Below are 24,537 nucleotides of genomic sequence, written 5' to 3'. Positions count from 1 at the left end.
ATGCGTTTTCGGCTACTTTGTCCGCAGTGCCGGAACCATGAGGCGCGCAGCGCGTTTGAAACCGAGCAATCACAAGGAGTTAAGCCATGGCCACTGCCGCAGGAAAGACCGCAACCGACGCCCGTGCAAATGCGGACCTGGAAGCCGACATCAGGCAGTTGAAGGCCGACATCGACAAGCTCACCAAACAACTGGCCAAGACCGGCGAGCATGGCTATGGCACCGCGCGCCGTGCAGCGACAGAAGGGGTCGAGCAGTTGCGCGCGCAGGGCGAAGCAGCCTTTGACAGCTTGCGCAGCAATGCCAAGGACATCGAAGCGCAGATGATGGCAAGCGTGCGTGAAAAGCCGGTGACGTCACTGGCAATCGCCGCTGGCGTCGGCTTCCTTTTCGCGCTCATCGCGCGTCGCTAGTCGCGCTATAGATGGGAATGTTGGCAACCCTGATCTCGGGCCTCGCCTCGGGGGAAACCGTGGCCGCCGTTCACCGGGCGCGCACGGCGGCAATCGTCTATGTGATCGCCATTGCCGCTGCGCTTTGCGGTCTCGGCTTTCTGGTCGGGGCCGCCTATATCTGGACGGCGATGCGCTACGGCTCGCTTGCCGCCGCGCTCGGGTTTGGCGCCGGTTTCCTGGTGCTCGCCGGACTTATCCTGCTGATCTACCGGATATCCGCAGGTTCGCGCGCCCGGCGCCGGGCGCAGCGCCGCAATGCCGACATGAAGGCAATCGGCGTCACCGCCGCACTCGCCGTGCTGCCGAGCCTGCTCAAGGGAAAAGGCGGTCTCGGCGCCATTCTGGGGCCGGCCGTGGCGCTCGCGGCCTACGCCATCTACCGCGAGAATGTGAAATCCGACGATCCGGATGAGAGCGAGCGGACATAGAGCTGTTGGGAGATCACTTCGACAGCTCTTCCAGGGGCATCGATATTTCGGCAAACACGCCTTCCGGCCGGAATTCATGGGTCACTTCGCTGGAAATGACCTTGGCCAGGCTGCGGCGAATGAGGATAGAGCCGAAGCCTTGCCGATCCGGCGGAGCGACTTGCGGCCCGCCGCTTTCGCGCCAGGTCAGCACAAGACGCCGGGCATCCTTCCTGCCTTGCGTCCTCCAGCCGAGGTCGACCCTGCCTGACGGCACCGACAGCGAGCCATATTTCAGCGCGTTGCTGGCGAGTTCATGCAGGATCAGGCCAAGCCCGACTGCCTGGTCGGGCGACAGCAGCAGGTCGTCGCCGGAGATCGTCATGCGCGGCTGCTCGGCCGTTTCGAAAGGTCTGACCTCGATCTGGACGAGTTCACTGATGCCGATGCCACGCCACTCGCGGTCCGACAACAGATTGTGGGCGATGCCCAAGGCCTGAAGCCTGGCGCCGAAGGCCTCGAGGAACTGGCTTGGCTGGCGGGCATGGCGCACGGTCTGGGTTGCCAGCGCCTGGACGGTCGCCAGAGTGTTCTTGACGCGATGGTTGAGTTCACGCAGCAGCAGCCGTTGCCGTTCGTCGCCGAGCTTGCGCTCGGAGATGTCGTAATTGACGCCGAAGATCAATGTCGGCTTGCCGTCGCCGTCACGCTCGATCACACGGCCGCGCGTGGCGAGCCAGCGCGGCGGGTGAAAGCCCTTCACCCGGTATTCGCCGAAATAGTCGTCGCTGCCGGTCAAGGCGTCGCGAAAGCGGGTTTCGGTCTGGTAGACGTCGCGCGGATCGATGGCGGTGAGGATGTCGCGTGCGCGCAGCCGGTTGGAGCGCGGCAGGTTGAACAGCTCCGACATCAATGTGTCGCATTCGATGACATCGGTGCGGATATCCCATGCCCAGCTGGCGAGCGAGGCCGCATCGAGTGCGATGGCGCGTCGTTTTTCCTCGCGCGCAAGTGCGGCCTCGGCGATCGCGCCGCTGCGGGTTGCGTCCTTTAGGGTGAACAGGCTGGCGGCGAGGCCGGCGAGCGCCTTCAACTGGTCGAGCTCGGCTCGGGATGGAAAACCATGCGGCTCGCGGTCGAGCACGCACAGCGTGCCGATGCGGGCACCTGCCACGATCATCGGCGCGCCGGCATAGAAGCGGACATGGTGCTTTCCGGTGACCAGCGGGTTGGTCTTGAAACGGGGGTCCGCCGTTGCATCCACGACCACCATCGGCTCGTCGCCGGCGGCAATCGCATGGGCGCAGAAGGAGACGTTGGTCGCGGTTTCGGTCTGGTCCAGGCCGAAGCAGGATTTGAACCAATGCCGTTCAAGGTCGACGAGTGTGACCAGGGCCATCGGCACCTGCATCACCGCTGCGGCAAGGCTGCTGACGCGGTCGAAATCGGGGTCGGCCGCCGTATCCAGCATCTCCAATCCGTGCAGCACGGCCAGCCGGTCGACATCCATGACTGCTAGCGCAACTTCGGCCGGCAGATCGGGTGCTGTTTGCGTCTTGCCAATCACCCCAATTGCCTCGTCCCGGTCTTCGTCGCCGCATGCTTGCGCTGGTGCAAGGCCAGCACGCTTTTCCGGAACCATCCTAGCGAGGAACCGTTACCCGACCATGATTTGCCGGGCGCGCCAGTTGGTGCAGAATGAGACAGGGATCGAGCATGGCCAAGATCATTCCAGAAAACAAGGCGCGGCAGGGGCGATGGGGCTGGCATGGATTTCGGATCCTGATCGCCGCACTGCTTCTGGTGTTTGCTGCATGGGGCATTGCCGAGATCTATGGTGTGTTGATCAAGGCGCCTAACAGCGATGAACAGCATGTCCCCACACCGCCCAACACCACCGAGCAGGCTCCTGCCGGGTAAAGCCGGTCTGTCCGTTGCGTCGCACCTCATCAGGCGGCTCTCGACTGGGCCGCGCTCGCCGGAACCAATACATTCAGTGCGCCAGGCTGGATCTCGATTACCGTTTCACGGTCAAGCCTGACCAGTTCGCCGTCCATGACGGCGCGAAATTTGCTGCTGCCCGAATGGATTTTCAGCACCGTTCTGTTTGCCTGGTGGATTTCGACATGTTCGTTGTCGCGCCATTTGCCGCGCGCCATGTTGAAGAAGAACTTGACCAGTTCGGCGCGCTGCTTCGCCACCGTGACATAGACACCGAGCACGCCGCCCGCAGGATTGTCGGCATAAGGCAGATGGCCTTCACCGAATAAGTTGTTGGTGATGCCGATACCGGTGATGCGTGCCGCCATTTCGGCATCGCCGATGCTGAGCGTCACATTCATCGCAGGTGGATTGTTGATCGTTGCCCAAGCCGCCTTGGCCGAGGCGCGGATCTTTCCCAACCGCGAACCGAACTCCATCTTCTGGCGCAGTTGCACCATCTTCGCGTGCATGCCGATCGAGAACTGGTGCACGAAAGGTTGGCCATTGGCCGTCGCCACATCGACAGCAATGATTTCGCCGTCGGCGAAGGATTTCAGCGCCCCGTCGAGCGACTGCGGAATGCCCAACCCGCGTGCGAACAGGTTCATGGTGCCGGCTGGCAATATGGCAAGCGCCTTCTTCGTGCCCATCAGTCGGGCGGCCGCGGCGGAAATGGTCCCGTCGCCGCCACCTGCCAGCACGATGTCGACCGAGCGACGCGAAGCGGCGTTGTCCAGCGTCTCCACCACATCCTTGCCGGCGACAATTTCGATGCTGAGCGAGTGGCCTGCCGTTTCCAACGTCTGATGCATCCTGTCGGAGAAAGCGGCGAGGTCGGTGGTGCGCAAAGTGCCGCCGTCCCGGTTCAGCACCGCTGCAAATCTCATGCCCCGCTCCACCAGGTCGGCCAAAAGGCGGCCGGGATATACCCAGCCAACGGCTGAAACGCGGCGTCGACAGAAAGGTTCCTATTGCCACGGGGTGACTACCCCAGCGGCTCAATAATTTCCGTGGTTTCGTCCCCGGACCGCAGCGCTTTGTCGGAACAACTGACCCGGTCACGACGTTGTGAACCTGTAGATGCCGCGTTCCCCAAGGAAGACGCGGCGCATGAGATCAGGCACGAGGAGAGACTACCATGATCCGCAATCTTTTAGCCACGACGGCGCTCGCAACCTTTGTCGCGACCGGCGCCTATGCGCAGAACGCAACAAATACGGCGCCTGCCACGCCCGCCGTCCAGGAGCCCGCCGCCGCTCCTGTGGCACGCGCAGAGGGCAGCATCGTCACCAACATCATCGGTGAGTCCGTCTACAACGGCACCGGCGACGATGCCGAAAACATCGGCAAGGTCAGCGACGTCGTGTTCGACAAGGATGGGCAGGCGAAATCCGTTGTCATCGACGTCGGCGGTTTTCTGGGTGTCGGCGCCAAAAGCGTTGCTTTCGATTACGGCAAGCTGCAGTGGGCCGAAAAGAATGGCGACCGCTGGTTGGTGGCCCAGACGACCAAGGACGAACTGACGGCGCAGGCAGAATTCGATAAAAAGCCTTACAGCCCGACCCCAGCACCTGCGGCATCGACCGACGCAACAGCGCCGGCAGCACCCGCGACGACGGACACAGCGCAAAAGCCTGTCGACATGAACGCCGCTTCGGCAGAACCAGTCAAGCGCGCCGACGGCAATCTCGCCACCAACATCATCGGGGAAAACGTCTACAACGGCACCGGCGATGACGCCCAGAACATCGGCGACGTCAACGACATTGTGCTGACCAAGGATGGCAAGGCGCAGTACTTGGTCATCGGCGTCGGCGGTTTCCTAGGCCTTGGCGCCAAGAACGTCACCTATGACTTCTCGAAGGCGCAGTGGGCCGAGAAGAATGGCGACCGCTGGCTGGTCGCCCAGACCACCAAGGAAGAATTGCAGGCGCAGCCGGATTTCAACCGCAAGGCCTATGACCCGGCGCCGGCAACGACGGCTTCGAATGCGCCGGCAGCAGTCGCGCCCGCCGCAGCCCCTGCCGTCGCTCCGTCCGACAAGACGGCACAGGCTCCGGCGCCCACGACCCCCGATGCCTCGGCTCCGGACCAGACAAAGACCGCAGCCATCGACAAGTCGACGCTGACCGAGATGCCGGTTGGTGAGATTCGCGCCGATGACCTCAAGGGCACGACTGTCTATGGCGCCAACGACGCCAAGGTCGGCGAGATCGGCGATGTCGTGCTTGCGCCCGACAAGAAGGCCGATGCGGTGATCGTCGACGTCGGTGGCTTCCTCGGCATTGGCGAGAAGGAAGTCGCGGTCGGCATGGATAATCTCAAATTCATGACCGACAAGGCGGGCAACAAATATCTGTACACGACCTTCACCAAGGAACAGCTTGAGGCACAAACCGCCTATGACAAGGGCAGCTATGCCGAGAAGCGCGATCAGCAGCGCATGATCGTCAGGTAGTTTCCGCCCAGTCGGATACAGGCCCGCGCCGGCAACGATGCGGGCCTGTATTCATGTGTGGCGTGGAGGCAGGCCAGCGGCATGGCCGACGAGGCCGTTCTCGGTCAATTCGGCCAGTGCCAGCGATTGGTCGAGATGTTCGGCTCGCCAGGCGAGCAGCCGTTCGGCGAATTCCAGACGCACGGCGAGATGGCTGGGGTCGGCCGCGAGATTGTCCAATTCGTCCGGGTCATTTTCCAGATCGAACAGCAGCGGCGGCAGGTTGCCGCCGAAATGCACATATTTGAAACGCTCCGTGCGGATAACGGCGAGATTACATTGGCGTGAGGCGATGCCGAAATGGCGTTCGGCCTCGCCCGCGGCAACCGAGCGGAAATCGAACTCCCAATGCGCGGCATCGCGCCACGCCGCAGGGGTTTCCCCGCTCAGGAACGGCTTCAGCGACCTGCCGTCGAGATGCGACGCGGGCTCTTCGCCGAGCAGGTCGAGAAACGTCGGCAAAATGTCGACCGCTTCCGTGAAGCTGTCTACCTTGCCGCCGGCCGCCTTGCCGTGGCGCGGATCGCGGATAATCAGCGGAATGTGGTAGCTGCCGTCGAAATAGCCGCCCTTGCCCAGCATGAAATGGTCGCCCATCATCTCGGCATGGTCCGAGGTCAGCACGATGATGGTGTCGTCCCACGCGCCGGCCGCCTTGACCGCTTGGCAGATGCGGCCGAGCTGGGCGTCGACCTCGGAAATCATGCCGTAATAGATCGCGCGGAGGACGCGAAAATCGTCTTCGCTCCAGTCGCGCACCTTGCCGCTGGCGTCGGGGCGGAATTTCATCTGTTTCTGCCGGCCGAGATCATAGGCTAGATAGGGATGGTTTTCCGCCTCCTCCTGCCAACTTGCCGCGCGCCGAAAGGCCGGGCCGTCAGCCGGATCGTACATTGTGTTGTAGGGCTCCGGCACTATGAAGGGCGGGTGCGGGCTGATGAAGGAAACATGCGCGAACCACGGCGCGGCGTGCTCCTGTTCGCCAAGCCAACGCGCGAATTCGCCGGTCAGGAAGGCCGCCGGAGTTTGTTGCCCGGAGTAGACGGGCGGCGCGTTGCCGACAGTGGTCCCGACCGCGCCGTCGGCCACCGGGCGATGGATGTCGGGGGATCCGGCGCTGGCGTCGACACCTTGCAGTTCCAGCCAGGATAGCCATTGCTTCTGATGCTCGGGCAGCAGCTGGCGCACCGTAAAGCCCGGCAGCACGCCTTCATAGCTTTGCAGCCGCGGATCGCCCGGCGCCAGCAGGCGCGGATCGAGCGACACATCGGTGTAGCCGAACAGCGTCGGATCATAGCCCAGGGCGCGAGCCGAAAGCGCAATGTTGCCGTGGCGAGCGTCGAGCGGCGTGCCATTGCGGCAGACGCGGTTGTTCATCTGGTAGAGGCCGGTATAGAGGCAGGCGCGGGCGGGCGAGCAGGGCGCCGCGCCGCCATAATGCCGCTTGAACAGCACGCCCTCCGCGGCCAAAGCGTCGGCATTCGGCGTTCGCACGACCGGATGACCGGCGGCGGACAGACAATCGCCGCGCCACTGGTCGCATGTGATCAGGAGAATGTTAGGCCGCCTGGCTTTTCCAGTCACTCACGATACCTTTGTCCCGGGATGTCGAACGCCGTTTATGGAACCGAATTCTGGCCATGGCGCAAGTCTGACCTGCGAGCCAATTGGTGAACGAATCTTGCTCCATCGTTCACTTTTTATGACACAGTCCATTCTGTGTTTGCCGCCTTTGCGGAAACTGCCCTGGTCCTCATATTGGCGTGGACAGCGGCGAGGGCCGCACATGTACCAAGGGAAGGAGCAAGACAATGCTCGACCAGATCAAGGGCCTGCATCACGTCACGTCGATGGCCAGGGATGCCCGCCAGAACAACGATTTCTTCACCAGGAAACTCGGTCAGCGCCGGGTCAAGAAGACCGTCAATTTCGACGCGCCCGATGTTTATCACCTTTATTACGGTGACGAGGCCGGTACGCCGGGTTCGGTGATGACCTATTTCCCCTTCCCCGACATCGGCAAGGGCCGGCATGGGGTCGGGGAAGTCGGAACCACCGTCTACTCGGTGCCGGAAGGCACGCTTGGCTATTGGGAAAAACGCTTTGCCGATGAGGGCGTCACCGGCCTCTCGCGCGAAGAAACCTTCGGTGAGAAGCGCCTGGCTTTTGCCGGACCGGATGGTGACGGCTTCGCGCTGGTCGAGTGCAAGAGCGACAGCAGAGCACCCTGGTCGAAAGGCGGCGTTCCCACGGATGAGGCGATCCGAGGCTTTCATTCCGTGTCGCTCAGGCTGAAGGATGGCGGCGCCACGGAAGAGCTGCTGAAGTTCATGGGCTATGAGGAAGTCGACAAGTCCGGCAATCTCAGGCGGCTGGCGGTGAAGAACGGCAATGGCGCCGATGTCATCGACATCGAATCGCTGCCGAGCACGGCCTTCGCCGATCTCGGTGCCGGCTCCGTCCATCACGTCGCCTTCGCGGTCGAGAACCGCGCCAGGCAGCTCGAAGTGCGCAAGGCGTTGATGGATACCGGCTATGGAGTGACGCCGGTGATCGACCGCGACTACTTCTGGGCGATCTATTTCCGCACACCGGGTGGCGTGCTGTTCGAAGTCGCCACCAACGAGCCGGGATTCGATCGCGACGAGGATACCGCTCATCTGGGCGAGGCGCTGAAGCTGCCGACGCAGCACCAGCACCTGCGGCCCTATCTCGAACAGCATCTGCAGAAGTTGGAAGGCTGAGACCATGAGCAAGGACGCTTACATCCACAAGGTGCTGCCCGGTTCGCCGGGCGGTCCATTGCTGTTCGTCTTCCATGGCACGGGAGGCGATGAGAATCAGCTTCTGTCGCTGGGGCGCGATCTCGCGCCCCAGGCAACCATCGTCTCGCCGCGCGGGGATGTGTCGGAACAAGGTGCCGCGCGCTTCTTTCGCCGCGCCGCCGAGGGCATCTACGATATGGACGACCTGGCGCGGGCGACGACCAAGATGGCGGGCTTCGTCAAGGCCCATGTTGAAGCAGCGAAGCCATCGGCCGTGCTGGGTCTCGGCTATTCCAACGGCGCCAATGTCCTGGCCTCGGTGGTGTTCGCGGTTCCAGCGCTGTTCGACGCGTCGGTGCTGATGCATCCGCTGATCCCGTTCGAACCTGAGGTCAAGGGCAGCCTCGCCGGCCGCCATATCCTGGTGACCGCCGGCAAGCGCGATCCGATCTGCCCACCGAACCTGACCACGCGGCTCGAGGCCTATTTGCGTGCCGACGGCGCCGATGTCACAGTGGAATGGCACGATGGCGGGCACGAGGTGCGGCCAAACGAAATCGAGGCGGCACGGCGGTTCTTTGCCGATACTGCCCAAGGAGCATAGCAATGCCTGACCAACTGCCGGAGATCGAACTTGAGGATCGCGGTTCCAAGGGCCGCTATGTCCTGCGTGGACCCGATGGCGCCGAGGCCGAGATGACTTTCACCAAGATCGGTGAGCACCAGATCATCATCGACCACACCGAAGTGCCGGACGTCTTTCGCGGCCAGGGTGCCGGGCTTCGGCTCGTCACCCGCGCCGTCGAGGATGCGCGTGCGGCGGGCAAGAAGATCATCCCGCTCTGCCCGTTCGCCAACGCCCAGTTCCGCCGCCATCAGGAATGGGCCGACGTGCTGAAGCGGTAGGGATTCGTTGCTTGGAAACGGCGCGGCAAGCGGCTGCCATCCCACCGGGGCGGCTTTGGCATTTGCGCGGGTGGCGCATCCTGCCTAAGTAGATAGGATATATCTTAGCCGCGCCGACAAACGAACCGAATGATCCCCCAATGACCGAAACCGATCTCGTTCCCGTCTTCGACGGCCACAACGATACGTTGCTCAGGCTCCATCAGTCGAAAGACACGGACGTCGAAAAACTGTTCATCGAGGGGAAATCGGGCGGCCATATCGACCTGCCACGCGCGAAAGCCGGCGGCTTCGCCGGGGGCATGTTCGCCATCTTTCCGCCGCCTGTCGAGAAATCCAGGCGCGGCGCCGTGCCCCTGGCGCCGGGCGCCGCCGAACCGCTGCCGCCCGAGGTTCCGCGCAATGAGGCGCTGACCTCGACCATCGCGATGGCCTCGATCCTGTTCAGGCTGGAACGGGCCGGAGCGCTCACCGTCTGCCGCAGCGCCGGCGATGTGCGCAATGCCATGGCGCAAGGGTCGATCGCCGCGGTGTTCCACATCGAAGGGGTCGAGGCGATCGATCCCGAGCTCACCATGCTCGACGTGCTGCATGAAGCCGGCCTGCGCTCGCTCGGCATCGTTTGGAGCCGTCCGAACGCCTTTGGCCACGGCGTGCCGTTCCGCTTCCCGTCTTCGCCCGACACCGGCCCTGGCCTGACCGATGCCGGCAAGGCGCTGGTCAAGGCCTGCAACCAGTTGAAGATCATGATCGACCTGTCGCATCTCAACGAGAAGGGCTTTCGCGATGTAGCCGCACTCAGCGATGCGCCGCTGGTGGCGACCCATTCCAACGTGCACGCGATCTGCGGCCATTCGCGTAACTTGACCGACTGGCAGCTCGGCGCGATCCGCGAAACCGGCGGCATGGTCGGGCTGAACTTCGCAACCGGCTTCCTGCGCGAGGACGGTCGCATGAATGCCGACACCAGCCTCGATATCATGGTGCGCCATATCGATTCGCTGCTGCAGGCGCTGGGTGAGGATGGCGTTGGTCTTGGCTCCGATTTCGACGGCGCCATGATCCCGGCCGTCATCGGCGATGTCGCCGGCCTGCCGAAGCTGATCGATGCATTGGCGGCACGCGGTTTCGGCCGCGCGCTGATCGAAAAAATCGCCTATCGCAACTGGCTCAATATGCTCGAGAAAACGATAGGTTAGAGACAGCCTGCGGCATGGTGTGTTCGGCCCGCCGGCATATGTCGACAAGGACATAGTTCGTCGGTGGAAGCCGGATACGATTGGGTGGATAGCCGGCAATGCTGAAGACCTTCACGGATGAGGGCGGCGAATTCGAGCGAACCGATGTCGTCATCGTCGGTGCGGGTTTCACCGGCCTGTCGGCGGCGCTTGAGATGAAGAAGGCCGGCATCGATTTCATCCTGCTCGAAGCACGCGACCGTGTCGGCGGACGCGTCGAGTCCCGACTGAACGGACTTGGCGAACGCATCGATAGTGGCGGCCAGTTCCTGTGCGAGGACATGCCGGAATTGATGGCCATGGTCGAGGCGCGCGGCAAGACGCTGGTTGAAACCTATGTCGATGGCGACTTCATCACCCAGCCGACGATATCCGCACAACGAGCAGAGCGGACCTATCATGCCGCGATGGCGATCCGCGAGCGCATGAACGGGATCGATCCGGACGATGCCTCGATTGCCGAACAGACCGTCGCCGACTGGCTTGCCTGCCAGCACGATTCGGCCGATGCAAGGATGGCTTTCCGTTCGATGATCGAAGGTCTCTGGTGCATGGCGCTGGACCAGATTCCTCTCTGGTATTTGATCGGCAATGACCGGCGGGTCACCAACGAGGTGACGGAACTGCAATATTCTGTGCGCGAAACCATGCATTCGCTGGCCGACGATCTGGCCCGCGACCTTGGCGATCGGTTGCGGCTAAGCGAGCCGGTCACGCGCATCGAGCACAGTTCGCAAGGTGTTCTTGTCGTTTCGGCCGGGGGTGCCGTCGAGGCGCGCACGGTTCTGGTGGCCGTCCCGCCGGCGACGGTGACGGAGCTCGCCTTTGCCCCCGCTTTGCCGGCCGGACTGGGGCGGGCGCTCGGCGCCTGGGAAAGCGGCGCGGCTATCAAGATCCTGGTGCGCTATGCCAAACCGTTTTGGCGGGCGCGGGATTTGAGCGGCATGGTGATGTGGCTCGAGCCGCCGGGGCTGTTTGCCTGCGACGCCGGCAAGGATGCGGAGCATGCGGCGCTCGTCGTGTTCGCCGGCGGCTCGCTCGCGCTGCGTTGGCGCGACCTCGGCGAGGCGGAACTGCGTGCGGAGGTGACCGGCCGGCTGGAGGCAGCCCTTGGTCCGGATGCCGGTGACGTCATCGATTTCAGTTTGCGTGACTGGACAGGAGATCGCTGGAGCGGCGGCGCGTACAGCGATCTTATTGTCGATGTTACAGCGACAGACGCCGAGCGAACAATCCTTGCCGGCGCACCGCCGGTGTATCTCGCCTCTTCAGAACTCTCGCCATCGTTTCCGGGGTATGTCGAGGGCGCCATCATTGCCGGGCGCATCGCCGCGCACAAGATCATTGCCGAGCTTCAAGCTCCGGGCTGAGCCTGATCTTTTCGAAAGACTGTTTGGCAAGATCGGTCAAGTTGCGCCTCGAGCCCTCGGCGCCGTCAAAGCCATGCCCGATTTTGCCCGACTTCGCCCGAAATGCTGTTTCGAATTCGTTACAGTGCCAATCCTTCGCCACCCCATCACCGTTACAAAGCGCGGATAAGTTCATTTCACCGCCAAAAGAAACTCAGCGAAGGGGAAGGTAATGCATGCGAAAATCCAGACGATCCGCGGCGAGGGGCGCCTTCAGGCTCCAGAGCGCAATGACCGCCGTCCGAAACTGGCGCTGCGCCAGCGGGCCAGCGACCACCCCATGGCGATGTTCATGGTGCTGGCTGCTTGCGCCTTCGTCGGCATGGCGTTCACGCCGACAATCGGGCCGGCCTTCGCTTCGTTGAATCCGCCGGCCAATCTCATCGACGGCGCGCAGACGACGACCAGGACCGCGCGTCTGCCGGTGCCGGTGACCGACTTCGCCTGCAAGGGCCAGGCCTGGGGTGCCGAGAGCATGGATTGCCTGCGCGCCATCGCCGAACAGTCCGGAACACACAAAAGCCGCGCGATCCGCATGATCGCCAATGCTGCGCCGTTGACCGGCACGCCGAATATTTTCTGATTTCCGTCGAAGCATGGTCCCGAAAACCGTTCCCGTTTTGTGGATCATGCTCTGACCTCCCCGAGCGCCCTCCAGTGCGCTCCTTTTGGCTCCCGCCCCCGGGAGCCTCTTTTTTATCCTTTCAAGGCCGCCTGTTCGGCGATGGCGGATAGCACGCTGCGCACATCCAGCGTGCTGAACGGCTTTTCCAGAATCTGCGGTCGCTGGTGCGCCGGCAAGGCTTCGATTTCGGCTTTGGCACCGATCAGGTCTCCGGTGACCAGCACGAAACGCCGCGCCAAATCGGGCTTTTCGGCGAGCAGCTCACGATAGATCGATATGCCGCTGACGCCGGGCATGCGCAGGTCCGAAAAAACGATGTCCGGCGGCATGTGGCCGCTCAAGGTGGCGGCGCCCGATTCCCAGACCGGCACGATCCGCGACTTGATGCCCATCAGTTCGAGGATGTCGGAGAGCGAGCCGGCGACATCCGGCTCGTCGTCGATGATCAAGGCATGGCGCAGGCCGCTCGATCGCGGCTGGTTGTCGCCGGCGGTGGCGAGGCCGGCCACGATGGCCGGCAGCTGGACGACGAAACGCGCGCCTCTCGGGAGCACTTCCTCGAACCAGACATTGCCATTGTGCCGCTCGATGATCGATTTCGAGATCGACAGGCCGATGCCGGTGCCGACGCCGACCGGCTTGGTGGTGAAATAGGATTCGAAGATGCGGCCGCGGATCGCTTCCGGCACGCCGGGCCCATTGTCCTCGACCGAGAAGCAGGGATGATCCCGGTCGCTGCGGAACGTCCGCACCTTGATCAGCCGGTCCCCGGCAATGCCAGCCAAAGCGTGCTGGCTGTTGATGAGGAAATTGGCCGCCACCTGCGTCACATGGTCGGCGTCGGCCATGGCCAGCAGCGGGCCTGCGGCGAAATCAGTGTCGATGATGATGCCGCTTGAGCGCGCGCCATAGGCGGTCACTTCAAGTGCCGCCCGGATCACCTGGTTGAGGTCGGTCTCGGCTTGTGCCGCGGGATGGAGGCGGACCATCGACAGGAAGCTCTTGACGATGCGGCCGCAGCGCTCGGCGGCCGCGCGGACCTTTTCGGCGCGCACCTTGGTTTGCGGATCGGAGGCGAATTCGTGCAGCAGCGTCGATTGCGCCACAACCACGGCCAGCGGGTTGTTGAGCTCGTGCGACACACCGGCCAGCAACGAACCCATGGCCGCCATCTTCTCGTTCTGGTGCAGCTTCTCGCGTTGCCGGCCGATTTCCTCCTCGGCGCGCAATTTGTCGCGCAGGTCGCGGATGGAGCCGAAGATCAGGCGGCGGTCGGCAACCCGCATCTCGGTGGCCGTCAGCTCGATCGGGAACACTTCGCCGGCGGCATTCTGGGTCACCGTCTCGAGCCGCTGGCCGACCATCGGCGCGCCGCGGCCGGACATGTATTCGGCTCCTGAGGCATAGCCCTTGCGGTAGTAGATCGGCACGATCGTATCGAGCAGGTCCTTGCCGAGGATGTCGCTGCGCTGGAAGCCGAACATCTTCTCGGCAGCCGGATTGAATTCGATGATCGAGCCGGTCTCGTCGATGACGACAATGGCGTCGAGCGAGGCCTGCAGCATGGTGCGGCGAATGACCTCGCTGGCGTGGGCGTCGGAGGGCGAGCGCTCGATGGCGTCGCCGATGGCCAGCGCGATGATGTGCAGCGTCGCCTCTTCCTCGTCGGTCCATGCACGCTCGTTGATGCAGTCATTGACCGCCAGCGTGCCCCAGAGATGGCCGTGCGCGAAGACCGAGACCGAGAGGAACGATTTGATGTTCTGCTTCTCGAAATCGGTCCTCAGGAAGCCTTCGAGGTCGCGCGTATGACCGGCGAAGATCTTGCCTTGCCTCTCGTCCTCGGCAAGCCGCTCCAGGAGCGGGTCGGAATTGACGATCGATTGCATGATGACGGTCGGTGATGCCAGTTCGCCGCCGAAAAGAGGGTCGATCCAGTAGGCGGCGACGGATTGGGCGAAGCCCTGGCCGGGCAGTTCGCGCAAGCGAAACAGGATGCCGCGCTGGCAATCCATGGCCCGGCAGAGCGTTTCCAGTATGCCGTCCATCTCGCGCTGCCAGTCGCCGGCCTCGCGCAGCCGGCGAACGACGCGCACGGCCGCCATCGCCGCGCCCTGCCGGAACCCTTGCATATCGGTGCTTGCTGCTTCAGCGATCATCTTGTGCTGTCATTCCGGAGTCGCGCCAATTCGGCCGGCGAGCAACCACATCCTTCTGGCCCGGTGCTCAGTTGCCGTCGCCGGCCGGCAGCGAGAAGATATAGCCCTCGCCGCGCACCGTGCGCAGGAATTTCGGATTGGCGGGATCGGCCTCGATCTTTTTGCGCAGCCGCATGATGCGAATGTCGACCGCGCGTGACGATTCCGGATCTTCGGTGAAACCGATCGCCTCGGAGATAGCGGCGCGGGTCAGCAGCCGGTTGGCGCGGGTGAGGAAAATCTCCAGCACGTCGAACTCGCTCTTGGCCATGTCGATCACCACGCCATTGGCGCCGGTGACCAGCCTGCCGTCGAGATCGGCCTGGAAGGGGCCGAAGGCAACGGAACGGCGATCCGCCCCGGCCCTCTTGTCCTGCAGCTCTTTGGGCTGGGGAACCCGGCGCAACACGCTGCGCACCCTGGCCAGCACCTCGCGCAATTCGTAAGGCTTGACGATGTAGTCGTCGGCACCGAGTTCCAGCCCGACAATGCGGTCGAGCGCGGTGCCGGCCGCGGTCGCATAGATGATGCCGATCGGCAGTTTCGAACGCAGCCAGCGGCCAAGCGAGAGGCCGTCCTCGCCGGGCATGGCGATGTCGAGAATGGCAAGATGAAACGACTGCGTTTCAACGAGGCTGCGCGCGGCGGCCGCACTTTCAGCGGTGGCCACGTCATATCCGGCGGCGCCAAGGTATTCGGCGACAGCGTCCCTCAGGTCGGGCTCATCCTCGACGATGACAATTCTTGCCCGCACGATGCTTTCGCTCCCACTTTCAGTGGAAAGTAGATTGGGTATAAACATCATGTCCAGCACTCATATCGGGGTTGCCAGGGAACGGTTGGAAAACATGGCCGCACGATCCGTCATTGCGCTCGTTTCGGTAGCCGAAGTGGTCGCGACCGAACTCGCCGACCATCTTGAACGGCGCGGCCATGACGTGCATCAGGCACGCCAGCCCTGGGAGGCCGAATCGCTGCTGTCGGGAAAGGGCATTGACGTCGTCGTCGTCGGCGACAGCCTCAGCCAGGCGGAGGGGCGGGACCTGCTCAGACGTTATGGCGGCCAAGGAGGAGGCGGTGAGGGCGGACCGGATTTCATTCTGATCTGCCGCCCGGCCGATCTTGTCGACAAGGTGCTGGCGCTGGAGCTTGGTGCGGCCGACGTCGTCGAGAGCCCGCTCAATGTCCGTGAACTGGCCGCCCGTGTCGGCGGCCTGCTTTCGCGCCGCGGCAGGGGCACCCAGGAACTGATCGTGCTGGAGAACGCGACCGTCGATCTGAGATCGGCGATGGTCATGCATCGCTCCGGCACGGAGGAACAGCTTTCGCCCGGTCAGGTGGCGCTGCTCAGGCTGTTCCTGGCCAGTCCGCGCAAGGTTTTGACGCGCGACGACATCATCGCCGCGGCGCCGGCCGAAAACGCCGATGCCTTCGATCGCTCGATCGATTCGCGCATCGTGCGGCTGCGCCGCAAACTCGACACCGAAACCATCACCACCATACGCGGCGCCGGCTACCGGTTCGATCCGCCGCGGCAATTCGCGGACTGATTGCCGGGCACTGACGCAGTCTCTGGTTTCGGGCATCGGATTTTCCATCTCCGGCCCCGACGCTCTTGGCGCTCAGCGTACCAGCAGAAGCGATGGACCCACCGGCATGTCACTGCCCATGGTCAGCTCGCCAGCGTGGGCGCGGTCCCTGAGCAGCACGGTGGCAAGGCCGGCAAAGCCGAGCAGGCCCTGGGCGTAAAGCAGTGCGGAAAGCACCGAAGCGGCAAATTTCGTTTTCATCGTACCAATTCCCCAAAATGGTTTGTTGCGGGTCGCTTCAGGATACCCCCGAAGCGCCCGCGCCGCCCACGGAACCCCCCGTCTCGGCGCGGGCCTTCGGTCCTCTCGGCAGCAAGTTGCCGGAGGCGCCGCTCAAACCCGTCAGCCTAAGGCCGACCCGCCAGAGGGCCTTTAGCCGGGCGATGCGCAGGCTGGAAACAATCCAGACCGTGGCGAAAAACAGTGCGGCGTGCAGGGTCGAAATCTCGCCTGAAGTCATCGCGCCGAGGCTTGTCAGCGGGGTGCCGGCAACCGTGCCGACGCCGCCGATGACCGCTGCCGCGATGCTGATCCTGAAAAGCCAGGACAGCGCGTTCGATTTCGTTCCCATGTTCGTTACCGGCTGTTTTCGTTGCGTCAACTTTGCTTGCGGCCCGTATCCGGATCATGCCGCTTGAAACCTCGCTTTGTTGCAGTTTGGTTTCGAGATCTACGGCGGTCCTTTCGAATACTGCTAATTCGCACTTTCGTTTAGCGACGGATACCCATGTTCCTGACCTTGGTCTTGCTAGGGTCTCGCTGGCGGGCCACCGACGGCTCTAATGGGGTTGCCGTTTGTTAACCAGTGGAAACAGATTCGAAACACAAATGAGCATTTTGCGAAATCTCTCCGAAACATGACGTTGGGATAAGCAGCCATCGAATTGGAGCCGGCTGGACCGGCAGAGAGAGGGGATTTTCTTCATGCATACCGCCATTTCCGCCAAGCTCATCAACATCGCCGCCGCCGCTCTGACCGGTGCCGCACTGCTGTTCGGCTCGGGCGCCGCGCATGCCGCCAACAAGATCGTGGCCCGCGTTTCGCTTTCGCAGCAGATCATGGAAGTCTCCGTCGACGGCCGGCCGACCTTCGCCTGGAAAGTCTCCACCGGCGACCGGGCCCATGTGACGCCGACCGGCTCGTTCAAGCCGACCCGCATGCATGAAATGTGGTATTCGAAGAAATACGACAACGCCCCGATGCCGCACTCGGTCTTCTTCAGCGGCGGCTATGCGGTGCACGCGACCTATGCGATCAAGCGCCTCGGCCAGCCGGCTTCGCATGGCTGCGTGCGGCTGCACCCCGACAACGCCGCCGATTTCTACCAGCTCGTCGAAACCTTCGGGGCGACCAACACCAGCATCGTCATCGTCAAGTAGCAGGCTGGAAACGGTGGCGTGGCAGCATGCTGCCGCGCCTCAAAGCTCCCTCCGGAAAACGCTGCGGTATTGCGTACAGTTCAAACCGGCGGTATCGAGCCCAGCCAAAAAGAAAAGAGGCCGGGAATTTCCCGGCCTCTTTTCTTTTGTTTCCATCAATCTGCCCCGCGCATTTCTGGGCGGGACTCCCTCGACCGTCCTAGCTCGGCAGTGCCGGCATCAGCTTGGGGTCCGGCTTCTCCGCCAGATGAGGCAGGTCCTTGCTGGCGATGAAGGTGTAGAACATGGGCACGACGAAGAGCGTGAACATGGTGCCGACCAGGATGCCGGTGAAGATGACCAGGCCCATCGAATAGCGGGCCGCGGCACCAGCGCCGCTGGACGTGATCAGCGGCACAACGCCGAGCGCCATCGCCGCCGTCGTCATCAGGATCGGCCGCAGGCGCACCTTGGCCGAGGCGATGATGGCATCGCGCCGCCGCATGCCATGCTTTTCACGCTGCTGGTTGGCGAACTCGACCAGCAGGATGCCGTGCTTGGTTATCAGACCGATCAGTGTGATCAGGCCGACCTGCGTGTAGATGTTGAGCGTGCCGAGGCCCAGATTGAGCGGCACGATCGCGCCGAAGATCGACAACGGCACCGCCATCATGATGATCAGCGGATCACGGAAGCTTTCAAACTGCGCCGCCAGCACCAGATAGATGACGACAACTGCGGCCGCGAAAGCGATCAGGATGGTGTTGCCCTGTTCCTTTTCCTGTCGCGATTGACCGGAATAATCGATGAAGAACGTGTCGGGCAGGCTCTCCTTGGCGATGTCCTCCAGCGCCTTCAGCCCGTCGCCGGTGGTGACGCCGGGCAGCGGAAGCGCCGAAATCGTCGACGAATTCAGCTGGTTGAACTGCTCGATTGCCGCCGGCGCCGCATTGGTCGAAATCTTGACCACCGCCGATAGCGGCACCATCTCGCCGGTCACGCTGCGCACGAAGTATTCGCCGAGCTTGTCGGGGTCGTCGCGGAACTCCTGCGGCACCTGCGGGATGATGTCGTAGCTGTTGGAATCGCGGTCGAACTGCGCCACTTCGGCGCCGCCGACCAGCAAGGTCAGCGTGCGGCCGATATCGGCGATCGGCAGGTTCAGCGCGGCGGCGCGGTCGCGGTCGATGGTCACCGTCACCTCCGGTGCGTCATAGGCCATCGAATTCTGCACGACGATGAAGCGGCCGGAGGCCTGCGCCTTGTTCTTGATCTGCTCGGCCACCTCGTACACTTCCGAGGAAGCGCCGGTCGATCGCACCACCATGGAAATGGGCAGGCCGCCGCCGGAGCCCGGCAGCGTCGGCGGTGCGAAGACGAAGGCCTCGACACCGGCCACTTTGGCGATACGGGCCGTAATGTCAGCCTGCAGTTCCTTCGAATTGCGCTTGCGTTCCGCCCAGTCCTTGAAGGCATAGCCGACGAAGGCGCTGTTTGTCGTGCCGCCGAAGGCGACGGCCGAGAACTGCGCCCGTGTTTCGGGAATATCCTTCACCAGGCCGAGGATCTGGTTGACGTATGTCTCGGTGTAATCGGACGTCGCATAACGCGGCGCCGTCACAATCGAGAGCAGAAAGCCCTGGTCCTCTTCCGGCGCAAGTTCGCTCGAGGTCTTGGTGAACATGAAGCCGGTGACGCCGACAAGCGCAAGCACGATGATCAGCGTCAATGGGCGATAGTTCAGCGATCCGGTGACGGCGCGTTCATAGACATGCTCGACGCGCGCGAAGGTGCCGTCGACAATGCGCTGGAAACGGCCCGGCGTGCCGGACTTCAAGAGGCGTGCCGACATCATCGGGGTGATGGTGATGGCGATGACACCCGACAGCACCACCGAGCCGGCGAGCGTGACCGCGAATTCACGGAACAGCGCGCCGGTCAGGCCGCCGGTAAATGCCAGCGGTGCGAACACGGCGGCCAGCGTCATGGTCATGGCAACGATGGCTGATGCGATTTCGCGCATACCGCTGAACGCAGCCTGCATCGGCGACATGTGATCTTCTTCCATGTGACGGTGGATGTTCTCCACCACCACGATGGCGTCGTCGACGACCAGGCCGATCGCCAGCACCATGGCCAGCAGCGACAGAAGGTTGATCGAGTAGCCAACCGCGAACAAAAGGAAGCAGACGCCGATCAGCGACAACGGGATGGTGATGATCGGCATCATCACCGACCGGAAGGAGCCAAGGAACAGAAGGATGACGACGACGACGATGGCAACCGCCTCGCCGATGGTCTTGAACACCTCTTCAATCGAGGCGCTGATCTGCCCGGTCGCGTCGTAGACGACCTCGATCGTCATGCCTTTCGGCAGTGTCTCCTGAATCTGCGGCACCAGCTTGGTGAGCGCAGCCGCCGTGGTCAGCGGATTGGCCGCCGGCGTCGGGAAGATGGCGAGGAAGGTGCCTGGCTTACCGTTGAACGAGACCCTGGTGTCGGTGTTCTCGGCGGCGAGTTCGACGCGAGCCACGTCGCGCAACCGCACCACATTGCCGTCGGTCGAGCGCAGCGGCAGCTCGGCGAATGCCTCCGGCGTCTGCAATGTCGAGCGCACCGTGATCGAGGAGACGACATACTCGTTCTGGGTGTTGCCGGGCGCCGACAGGAAGTTGGAATTGTTGATCGCCGTCAGCAGTTCGGAGGCGGTCACGCCGCGCGCCGCAAGTTTGACCGGATCGATCCAGACGCGCATCGAGTATTCCTGGGCGCCGAAGATCTGCACGTCGGCGACGCCTTCGACCGTCGACATGCGCGGTCTGATGACGCGCTCGATATACTCCGTCAGCTGCTCCTTCGTCATGTTCGGATTCTGCATCGAGATGTACATCATCGCGAACTGCTGGCCGGTGCCCTTGACGATGACAGGGTCCTTCGACGCGTCCGGCAAAGTGCCGCGCACGCCCTGGACCTTGGACAGAACTTCGGTCAGCGCGACGTCGGGGTTCGAGCCGAGCTTCATCTGCACCGTCACGGTGCTGGAGGACGGGCGGCTGGACGAGGTGACGTAGTCGATGTTTTCGGTCGAGGCGACGGCGCGGGCGATCGGGGCGGAAATGAAGCCCTGGATCAGATCGGCGCTGGCGCCTGGATAGGCCGTGGTGATCGTGATGGCCGTTTCATCGACCTTCGGATACTGCCGGATCGACAGGTTGAAGATGCCCTGGAAACCCAGGAGCAGGATCATGCAAGCAAGGACCGTCGAAAGAACAGGCCGGCGAATGAAGAGATCTGAAAAGCTCATTGCTGGCCGGCCTGCTTGTTCGCCGATTTGGTCGGGTCGATGGTGTTGTCCACAACGACGGACATGCCGTTGAAGAGGCGGTTCTGACCGGCGGTGACGACCTCGTCGCCGGCCTTCAGCCCCTCGACGATCTCGACCATGCCTTGATTGCGGCGGCCGGGCTTGACGAACACCTGCGACAGCACGAGCGCGGGCTTGTCACCTTCCGCCGCCGGCTTGGCCCCATCGGCAGCCTTATCAGTTGGCTTTGCCGCATCGGCGGCAGGCTTGGCTGCATCAGCCGCCGGCTTCATGGCATCGGCCGGCTGGGTGTCCGCAGGCTTGGCGTCAGCCGATTTGTCGGCTGCCGGCGCAGCGGGTTTTTCCTCCGGCTTGGCAGCTGGCGCTGTCTCGGCGGGCTTGGCTGGCTGCACCACGAAGATGTAGTCGCCATAGAGACTTGTCGTCAGCGCCGTCTGCGGCAGGGTCAGCACGTTCTGCTCTTCGGGCAGCTCGACACGCACCTGCACGAACTGGCCGGGGGTCAGCTTGCCATCGGGATTGGCGACTTCCGCCCGGATGTTCACCAGCCGGCTGGACGAGTCGATCTTCGGGTCTATGCCACGAATGGCGCCTGCGAATGGCCTGTCCTCGCCGCCAAAGCCCAATCGAATCGTCTGCCCGATCTTGAGCAAGGCGAGTTGCTGTTCGGGAACCGTGAAATCGACCCGCATCGTGTCGAGGTCCTGCAATGTCACCACCGCGGTGCCGGGCGCCAGATACTGGCCGACATCGATCTTCGGGATACCCACTGTGCCGCCGAAAGGCGCCGTCAGCTGCTTCTGGTCGAGCACGGCCTGCAGCTTGGTGACTTGGGATGCCGAGGCCGAGGCCGCCGCACGCGCCGTGTCCAGCGTCGAGTCGGAGCCAACGCCACGCCTGGTCAGTTCGATGGCGCGGGCAAGTGAGGTCTGGTCTAGCGCGGCCTGCGCCTTCTGTGCATCGAGGTCGGCGCGCTCGACGGCGTCATCGAGTTGCAGCAGAACCGCATTGTCCGCCACCTTCTGGTTGGCATGGAAAAGGATGTCCTTGACGATACCGGTAGTCTCGACCGTCAGGTCGACACCGCGCACCGCCTTGACCGTGCCGATCGCCTCGACGCCTGGCGTCCAGGCCGAAGGCTTGGCGATGGTCGTCGAAACGGTTGCCGCCGGCGGCTTCATCGATGCGAAGTACTGCTTGATGCCGTTGTCGCGCAGGAAGTTGAAGCCGACGATGCCGCCGACCACGACGACGAGCAGGGCCAGAACCAGAACAATGATAAAGATACGGAGTATGCGCTTGAACAAGGAAGTCCCCTCAGTCGAAATCCGGCGCGAAGCGCGGATATCGGGACACATACCGACTGCGGGTCCCGATTTCAAATAATGGCGGTCTTCCTGTACCGTCTGGACGGTCTTGTCAATTGGGCCTAAGCTTGCGATGGGAGGCACCATGAGAGCCCAAAGACCGAATTCGCGCGAGAAGATTCTCGCCGCGGCGGCTGATGTTGCCCGGGAATCCGGACCAGGCAGCCTGTCGCTGGATGCCGTCGCCAGCCGTGCCGGCGTGTCGAAGGGAGGGCTCCTCTACAATTTCCCGACCAAGGCCAAATTGATGCAAGGTTTGGTCGAAGGCTATCTGCGCGAGTTCGAGCACGCGCTGGAAGCCGCCAGCACAAATGACAAAGACGAAAATCCCCTGGCCGTCTACATCAGGCTGTCGGCCAATGATTGCGAGGAAAAGCAGCCGTCGGCGTCCTGGATCTTCTCGGCCATCGCCGAGGATCCCGATTTCATGATGCCGATAAAGACCTTCAAGCGGCAGCTTTTCGAGCGGCTGAAGGGCGAGACGCCGGATCTCAAATCGCTGTTGATCTGCTATCTCGCCATCGAGGGATTGCGCAGCATGAACCTCTTCGATTCGGATGTCCTGTCGAAAGACGAGCGCCAGTTGTTGGTATCGTCGCTGCTCGAGATTGCCAAATAGGCGCCGCCCACCCGCTTTTCGGCGGGCCTGTTCGTGAACGCGGCGTTCGCCGGCGTCACACAGGGTTCATCGTGCGGACATAGCGTCTTCCCAGTTCTTTGCTGCAATGCATCTGGAGTGGGACATGGTGGACATAGTTTCTAGCGAGGCGGGCATTCCGAGACCGGATCATCCGCTGGATCAATCGGGCAGCGCGAAGTGGTTCCTGCCGGCCTTCGGCGTGCTGGTGCTCGTCGGCATCGCCTATGTCGGCTACGCGCTCAGCCAGGATCTTGCGGTGGCCAAGACTGTGCCGTGGATCCTGCTTGGCATCGCCTTGCTGATCGCGCTCGGCTTCGAGTTCGTCAACGGCTTCCATGACACCGCCAATGCAGTGGCGACGGTTATCTACACGCGCTCGATGCCGGCCGAATTCGCCGTCATGTGGTCGGGCGCCTTCAATTTCCTGGGGGTTCTCACCTCCAGCGGCGCGGTCGCTTTCGGCATCCTGTCGCTGCTGCCGGTCGAGCTGATCCTGCAGGTCGGCTCGTCCTCGGGCTTCGCCATGGTGTTCGCGCTGCTTGTGGCGGCGATCCTGTGGAATCTCGGCACCTGGTTCCTCGGACTGCCGGCGTCGAGCTCGCACACGATGGTCGGTTCGATCATCGGCGTCGGCCTTGCCAACCAGTTCATGGCGCCCGCCGGCAGCGCCACCAGCGGCGTCGACTGGTCGCAGGCGACCAATGTCGGCGTCACCCTGCTGGTGTCGCCGATCATCGGCTTCTTCGCCGCGGCGATCCTGCTCTATGTAATGAAGCTGCTGGTGCGCAATCCGGCGCTCTACGAGGCGCCGAAGGGCAACACGCCGCCGCCATGGTGGATCCGTGGCCTGCTCATCTTCACCTGCACCGGCGTCAGCTTTGCGCATGGCTCCAATGACGGACAGAAGGGCATGGGCCTGATCATGCTGATCCTGATCGGCGTCGTGCCGACGGCCTATGCGCTGAACCGCACCCCCGACATCAACTATCTCGAAGCCTACAAGTCTGCCTCGGTCAGCGTCGAAACGGCGCTGGGCAAATATGCCAAGCCCGGGGTCACCGTCACCGATGCCAAGGCCGCCGTCCAGGATGCCGTGCGCACCAGGACCTGGAACGACCAGACGACGGTTGCGCTGCAGACCTACATCCACAACACGACGGCTGGCCTGCAGCCCTATGCCTCGGTCGAGACGGTGCCGACCGATCTGGTCAGCAACGCCCGCAACGACATCTATTTGATCGGCGAAGCGCTCAAGCTGATCGACAAGAAGCAATTGCTGCCGATGGAGGCGGCCGATCTGAAAGCGGTCACCGACTATCACAAGGCCGTCGACAACGCGACGAAGTTCATCCCGATCTGGGTGAAGGTCGCCGTCGCGCTGGCGCTCGGCCTCGGCACCATGGTCGGCTGGAAACGCATCGTCGTCACGGTCGGCGAGAAGATCGGCAAGAGCCATCTGACCTACGGCCAGGGTGCGGCGGCCGAACTCGTGGCGATGGTGACCATCGGCATGGCCGATCGGCTGGGACTGCCGGTGTCGACGACTCATGTGCTGTCGTCGGGCGTTGCCGGAACGATGGCGGCGAACGGTTCGGGGCTGCAATGGGCGACGGTGCGCAATCTGCTGCTTGCCTGGGTGCTGACGCTGCCGTGCTCGATCACGCTGGCCTTCGTGCTGTTCATCATCTTCCGCCAGGTGTTCTGAGCCGAGCGTATAAGCGTCCAAAGAAAAGGCAGCGCCGGGTGACCGGCGCTGCCTTTTTTCTTTAAGTGA

The 24,537-nt window shown here is 63.0% G+C and carries 23 protein-coding genes; 14 read left to right on the top strand and 9 right to left on the bottom strand.

Features of this window, described 5'->3' with window-relative positions:
• The first annotated feature begins 86 nt into the window (after positions 1-86).
• Positions 87-413 carry an ElaB/YgaM/YqjD family protein gene (locus A4R29_RS26305; protein WP_013529287.1) on the top strand — a complete coding sequence of 109 codons (327 nt, stop codon included), beginning with the start codon at positions 87-89 and terminating at the stop codon, positions 411-413.
• 11 nt (positions 414-424) lie between these two features.
• Positions 425-883 (top strand): hypothetical protein, encoded by a 459-nt coding sequence (locus A4R29_RS26300; RefSeq protein WP_063173192.1) that lies wholly within the window; start codon positions 425-427, stop codon positions 881-883.
• A 13-nt stretch (positions 884-896) separates the two neighbouring features.
• On the opposite strand, the gene A4R29_RS26295 is transcribed toward A4R29_RS26300, so the two are convergent.
• Positions 897-2,372, bottom strand: coding sequence for a sensor histidine kinase (locus A4R29_RS26295; RefSeq protein WP_063173815.1), 1,476 nt, complete (start codon positions 2,370-2,372; stop codon positions 897-899).
• Positions 2,373-2,578: 206 nt separating this feature from the next.
• Between A4R29_RS26295 and A4R29_RS26290 the strand changes: the two genes are divergently transcribed.
• Positions 2,579-2,782, top strand: a complete 204-nt coding sequence (locus tag A4R29_RS26290; RefSeq protein WP_013529290.1) for a hypothetical protein — start codon at positions 2,579-2,581, stop codon at positions 2,780-2,782.
• Positions 2,783-2,811: 29 nt separating this feature from the next.
• Here the strand turns inward: A4R29_RS26290 and A4R29_RS26285 are convergent, their stop codons facing one another.
• Positions 2,812-3,732: a diacylglycerol/lipid kinase family protein gene (locus tag A4R29_RS26285; protein ID WP_063173814.1), complete on the bottom strand. Its 921-nt coding sequence runs from the start codon at positions 3,730-3,732 to the stop codon at positions 2,812-2,814.
• A 251-nt stretch (positions 3,733-3,983) separates the two neighbouring features.
• On the opposite strand from A4R29_RS26285, the gene A4R29_RS26280 reads away from it, so the two are divergent.
• Positions 3,984-5,303, top strand: a complete 1,320-nt coding sequence (locus tag A4R29_RS26280; RefSeq protein ID WP_063169140.1) for a PRC-barrel domain-containing protein — start codon at positions 3,984-3,986, stop codon at positions 5,301-5,303.
• 51 nt (positions 5,304-5,354) lie between these two features.
• Here A4R29_RS26280 and A4R29_RS26275 read toward each other — a convergent pair whose 3' ends face one another.
• Positions 5,355-6,926: an alkaline phosphatase family protein gene (locus A4R29_RS26275; RefSeq protein ID WP_063173191.1), complete on the bottom strand. Its 1,572-nt coding sequence runs from the start codon at positions 6,924-6,926 to the stop codon at positions 5,355-5,357.
• Positions 6,927-7,153: 227 nt separating this feature from the next.
• Between A4R29_RS26275 and A4R29_RS26270 the strand changes: the two genes are divergently transcribed.
• The 6 genes from A4R29_RS26270 to A4R29_RS26245 all read left to right on the top strand — a co-directional run bounded on the left by A4R29_RS26270 (position 7,154) and on the right by A4R29_RS26245 (position 12,243).
• Positions 7,154-8,086 (top strand): VOC family protein, encoded by a 933-nt coding sequence (locus tag A4R29_RS26270; RefSeq protein ID WP_063173190.1) that lies wholly within the window; start codon positions 7,154-7,156, stop codon positions 8,084-8,086.
• A gap of 4 nt (positions 8,087-8,090) precedes the next feature.
• On the top strand, positions 8,091-8,711 hold the full coding sequence (locus A4R29_RS26265; RefSeq protein ID WP_027163149.1) for an alpha/beta hydrolase: 621 nt from the start codon (positions 8,091-8,093) through the stop codon (positions 8,709-8,711).
• 2 nt (positions 8,712-8,713) lie between these two features.
• Entirely contained in the window at positions 8,714-9,013 is a 300-nt protein-coding gene (locus tag A4R29_RS26260) for a GNAT family N-acetyltransferase (RefSeq protein WP_013529296.1), read from the top strand.
• 140 nt (positions 9,014-9,153) lie between these two features.
• Complete coding sequence (locus A4R29_RS26255; protein ID WP_013529297.1) at positions 9,154-10,212, top strand: dipeptidase; 1,059 nt, start codon at positions 9,154-9,156, stop codon at positions 10,210-10,212.
• Between the two features lie 98 nt (positions 10,213-10,310).
• Positions 10,311-11,621: a flavin monoamine oxidase family protein gene (locus tag A4R29_RS26250; protein ID WP_063173189.1), complete on the top strand. Its 1,311-nt coding sequence runs from the start codon at positions 10,311-10,313 to the stop codon at positions 11,619-11,621.
• A gap of 211 nt (positions 11,622-11,832) precedes the next feature.
• Positions 11,833-12,243 carry a hypothetical protein gene (locus A4R29_RS26245; protein WP_063173188.1) on the top strand — a complete coding sequence of 137 codons (411 nt, stop codon included), beginning with the start codon at positions 11,833-11,835 and terminating at the stop codon, positions 12,241-12,243.
• A 113-nt stretch (positions 12,244-12,356) separates the two neighbouring features.
• On the opposite strand, the gene A4R29_RS26240 is transcribed toward A4R29_RS26245, so the two are convergent.
• On the bottom strand, positions 12,357-14,444 hold the full coding sequence (locus tag A4R29_RS26240; RefSeq protein WP_063173187.1) for a sensor histidine kinase: 2,088 nt from the start codon (positions 14,442-14,444) through the stop codon (positions 12,357-12,359).
• Positions 14,445-14,511: 67 nt separating this feature from the next.
• Positions 14,512-15,285, bottom strand: a complete 774-nt coding sequence (locus A4R29_RS26235; RefSeq protein ID WP_174299078.1) for a response regulator — start codon at positions 15,283-15,285, stop codon at positions 14,512-14,514.
• 46 nt (positions 15,286-15,331) lie between these two features.
• Between A4R29_RS26235 and A4R29_RS26230 the strand changes: the two genes are divergently transcribed.
• Positions 15,332-16,033: a response regulator transcription factor gene (locus A4R29_RS26230; protein WP_013529302.1), complete on the top strand. Its 702-nt coding sequence runs from the start codon at positions 15,332-15,334 to the stop codon at positions 16,031-16,033.
• 72 nt (positions 16,034-16,105) lie between these two features.
• Here the strand turns inward: A4R29_RS26230 and A4R29_RS33400 are convergent, their stop codons facing one another.
• Positions 16,106-16,273, bottom strand: a complete 168-nt coding sequence (locus A4R29_RS33400; RefSeq protein WP_013529303.1) for a hypothetical protein — start codon at positions 16,271-16,273, stop codon at positions 16,106-16,108.
• 37 nt (positions 16,274-16,310) lie between these two features.
• The gene (locus A4R29_RS26225; RefSeq protein WP_063173186.1) at positions 16,311-16,643 is read right to left on the bottom strand and encodes a hypothetical protein; all 333 of its coding nucleotides are present in this window, start codon (positions 16,641-16,643) and stop codon (positions 16,311-16,313) included.
• A gap of 353 nt (positions 16,644-16,996) precedes the next feature.
• On the opposite strand from A4R29_RS26225, the gene A4R29_RS26220 reads away from it, so the two are divergent.
• Positions 16,997-17,452: a L,D-transpeptidase gene (locus tag A4R29_RS26220; RefSeq protein ID WP_013529305.1), complete on the top strand. Its 456-nt coding sequence runs from the start codon at positions 16,997-16,999 to the stop codon at positions 17,450-17,452.
• Positions 17,453-17,651: 199 nt separating this feature from the next.
• Here the strand turns inward: A4R29_RS26220 and A4R29_RS26215 are convergent, their stop codons facing one another.
• Positions 17,652-20,735, bottom strand: a complete 3,084-nt coding sequence (locus A4R29_RS26215; protein WP_013529306.1) for an efflux RND transporter permease subunit — start codon at positions 20,733-20,735, stop codon at positions 17,652-17,654.
• Positions 20,732-22,063 (bottom strand): efflux RND transporter periplasmic adaptor subunit, encoded by a 1,332-nt coding sequence (locus A4R29_RS26210; RefSeq protein ID WP_027163144.1) that lies wholly within the window; start codon positions 22,061-22,063, stop codon positions 20,732-20,734. Before A4R29_RS26210 ends, A4R29_RS26215 begins: the two co-directional genes overlap by 4 nt.
• A gap of 145 nt (positions 22,064-22,208) precedes the next feature.
• On the opposite strand from A4R29_RS26210, the gene A4R29_RS26205 reads away from it, so the two are divergent.
• Together A4R29_RS26205 and A4R29_RS26200 are read left to right on the top strand one after the other, a co-directional pair.
• On the top strand, positions 22,209-22,742 hold the full coding sequence (locus A4R29_RS26205) for a TetR/AcrR family transcriptional regulator (RefSeq protein ID WP_024503025.1): 534 nt from the start codon (positions 22,209-22,211) through the stop codon (positions 22,740-22,742).
• A 124-nt stretch (positions 22,743-22,866) separates the two neighbouring features.
• Positions 22,867-24,468, top strand: a complete 1,602-nt coding sequence (locus A4R29_RS26200) for an inorganic phosphate transporter (RefSeq protein ID WP_013529309.1) — start codon at positions 22,867-22,869, stop codon at positions 24,466-24,468.
• Positions 24,469-24,537 lie beyond the last annotated feature (69 nt).

The sequence above is a fragment of the Mesorhizobium ciceri biovar biserrulae genome (assembly GCF_001618845.1).
Classification (GTDB): Bacteria; Pseudomonadota; Alphaproteobacteria; order Rhizobiales; family Rhizobiaceae; genus Mesorhizobium; species Mesorhizobium ciceri.
Note: the sequence above shows the minus strand (reverse complement) of the source record. Positions and strands in the feature narration are given on the sequence as shown.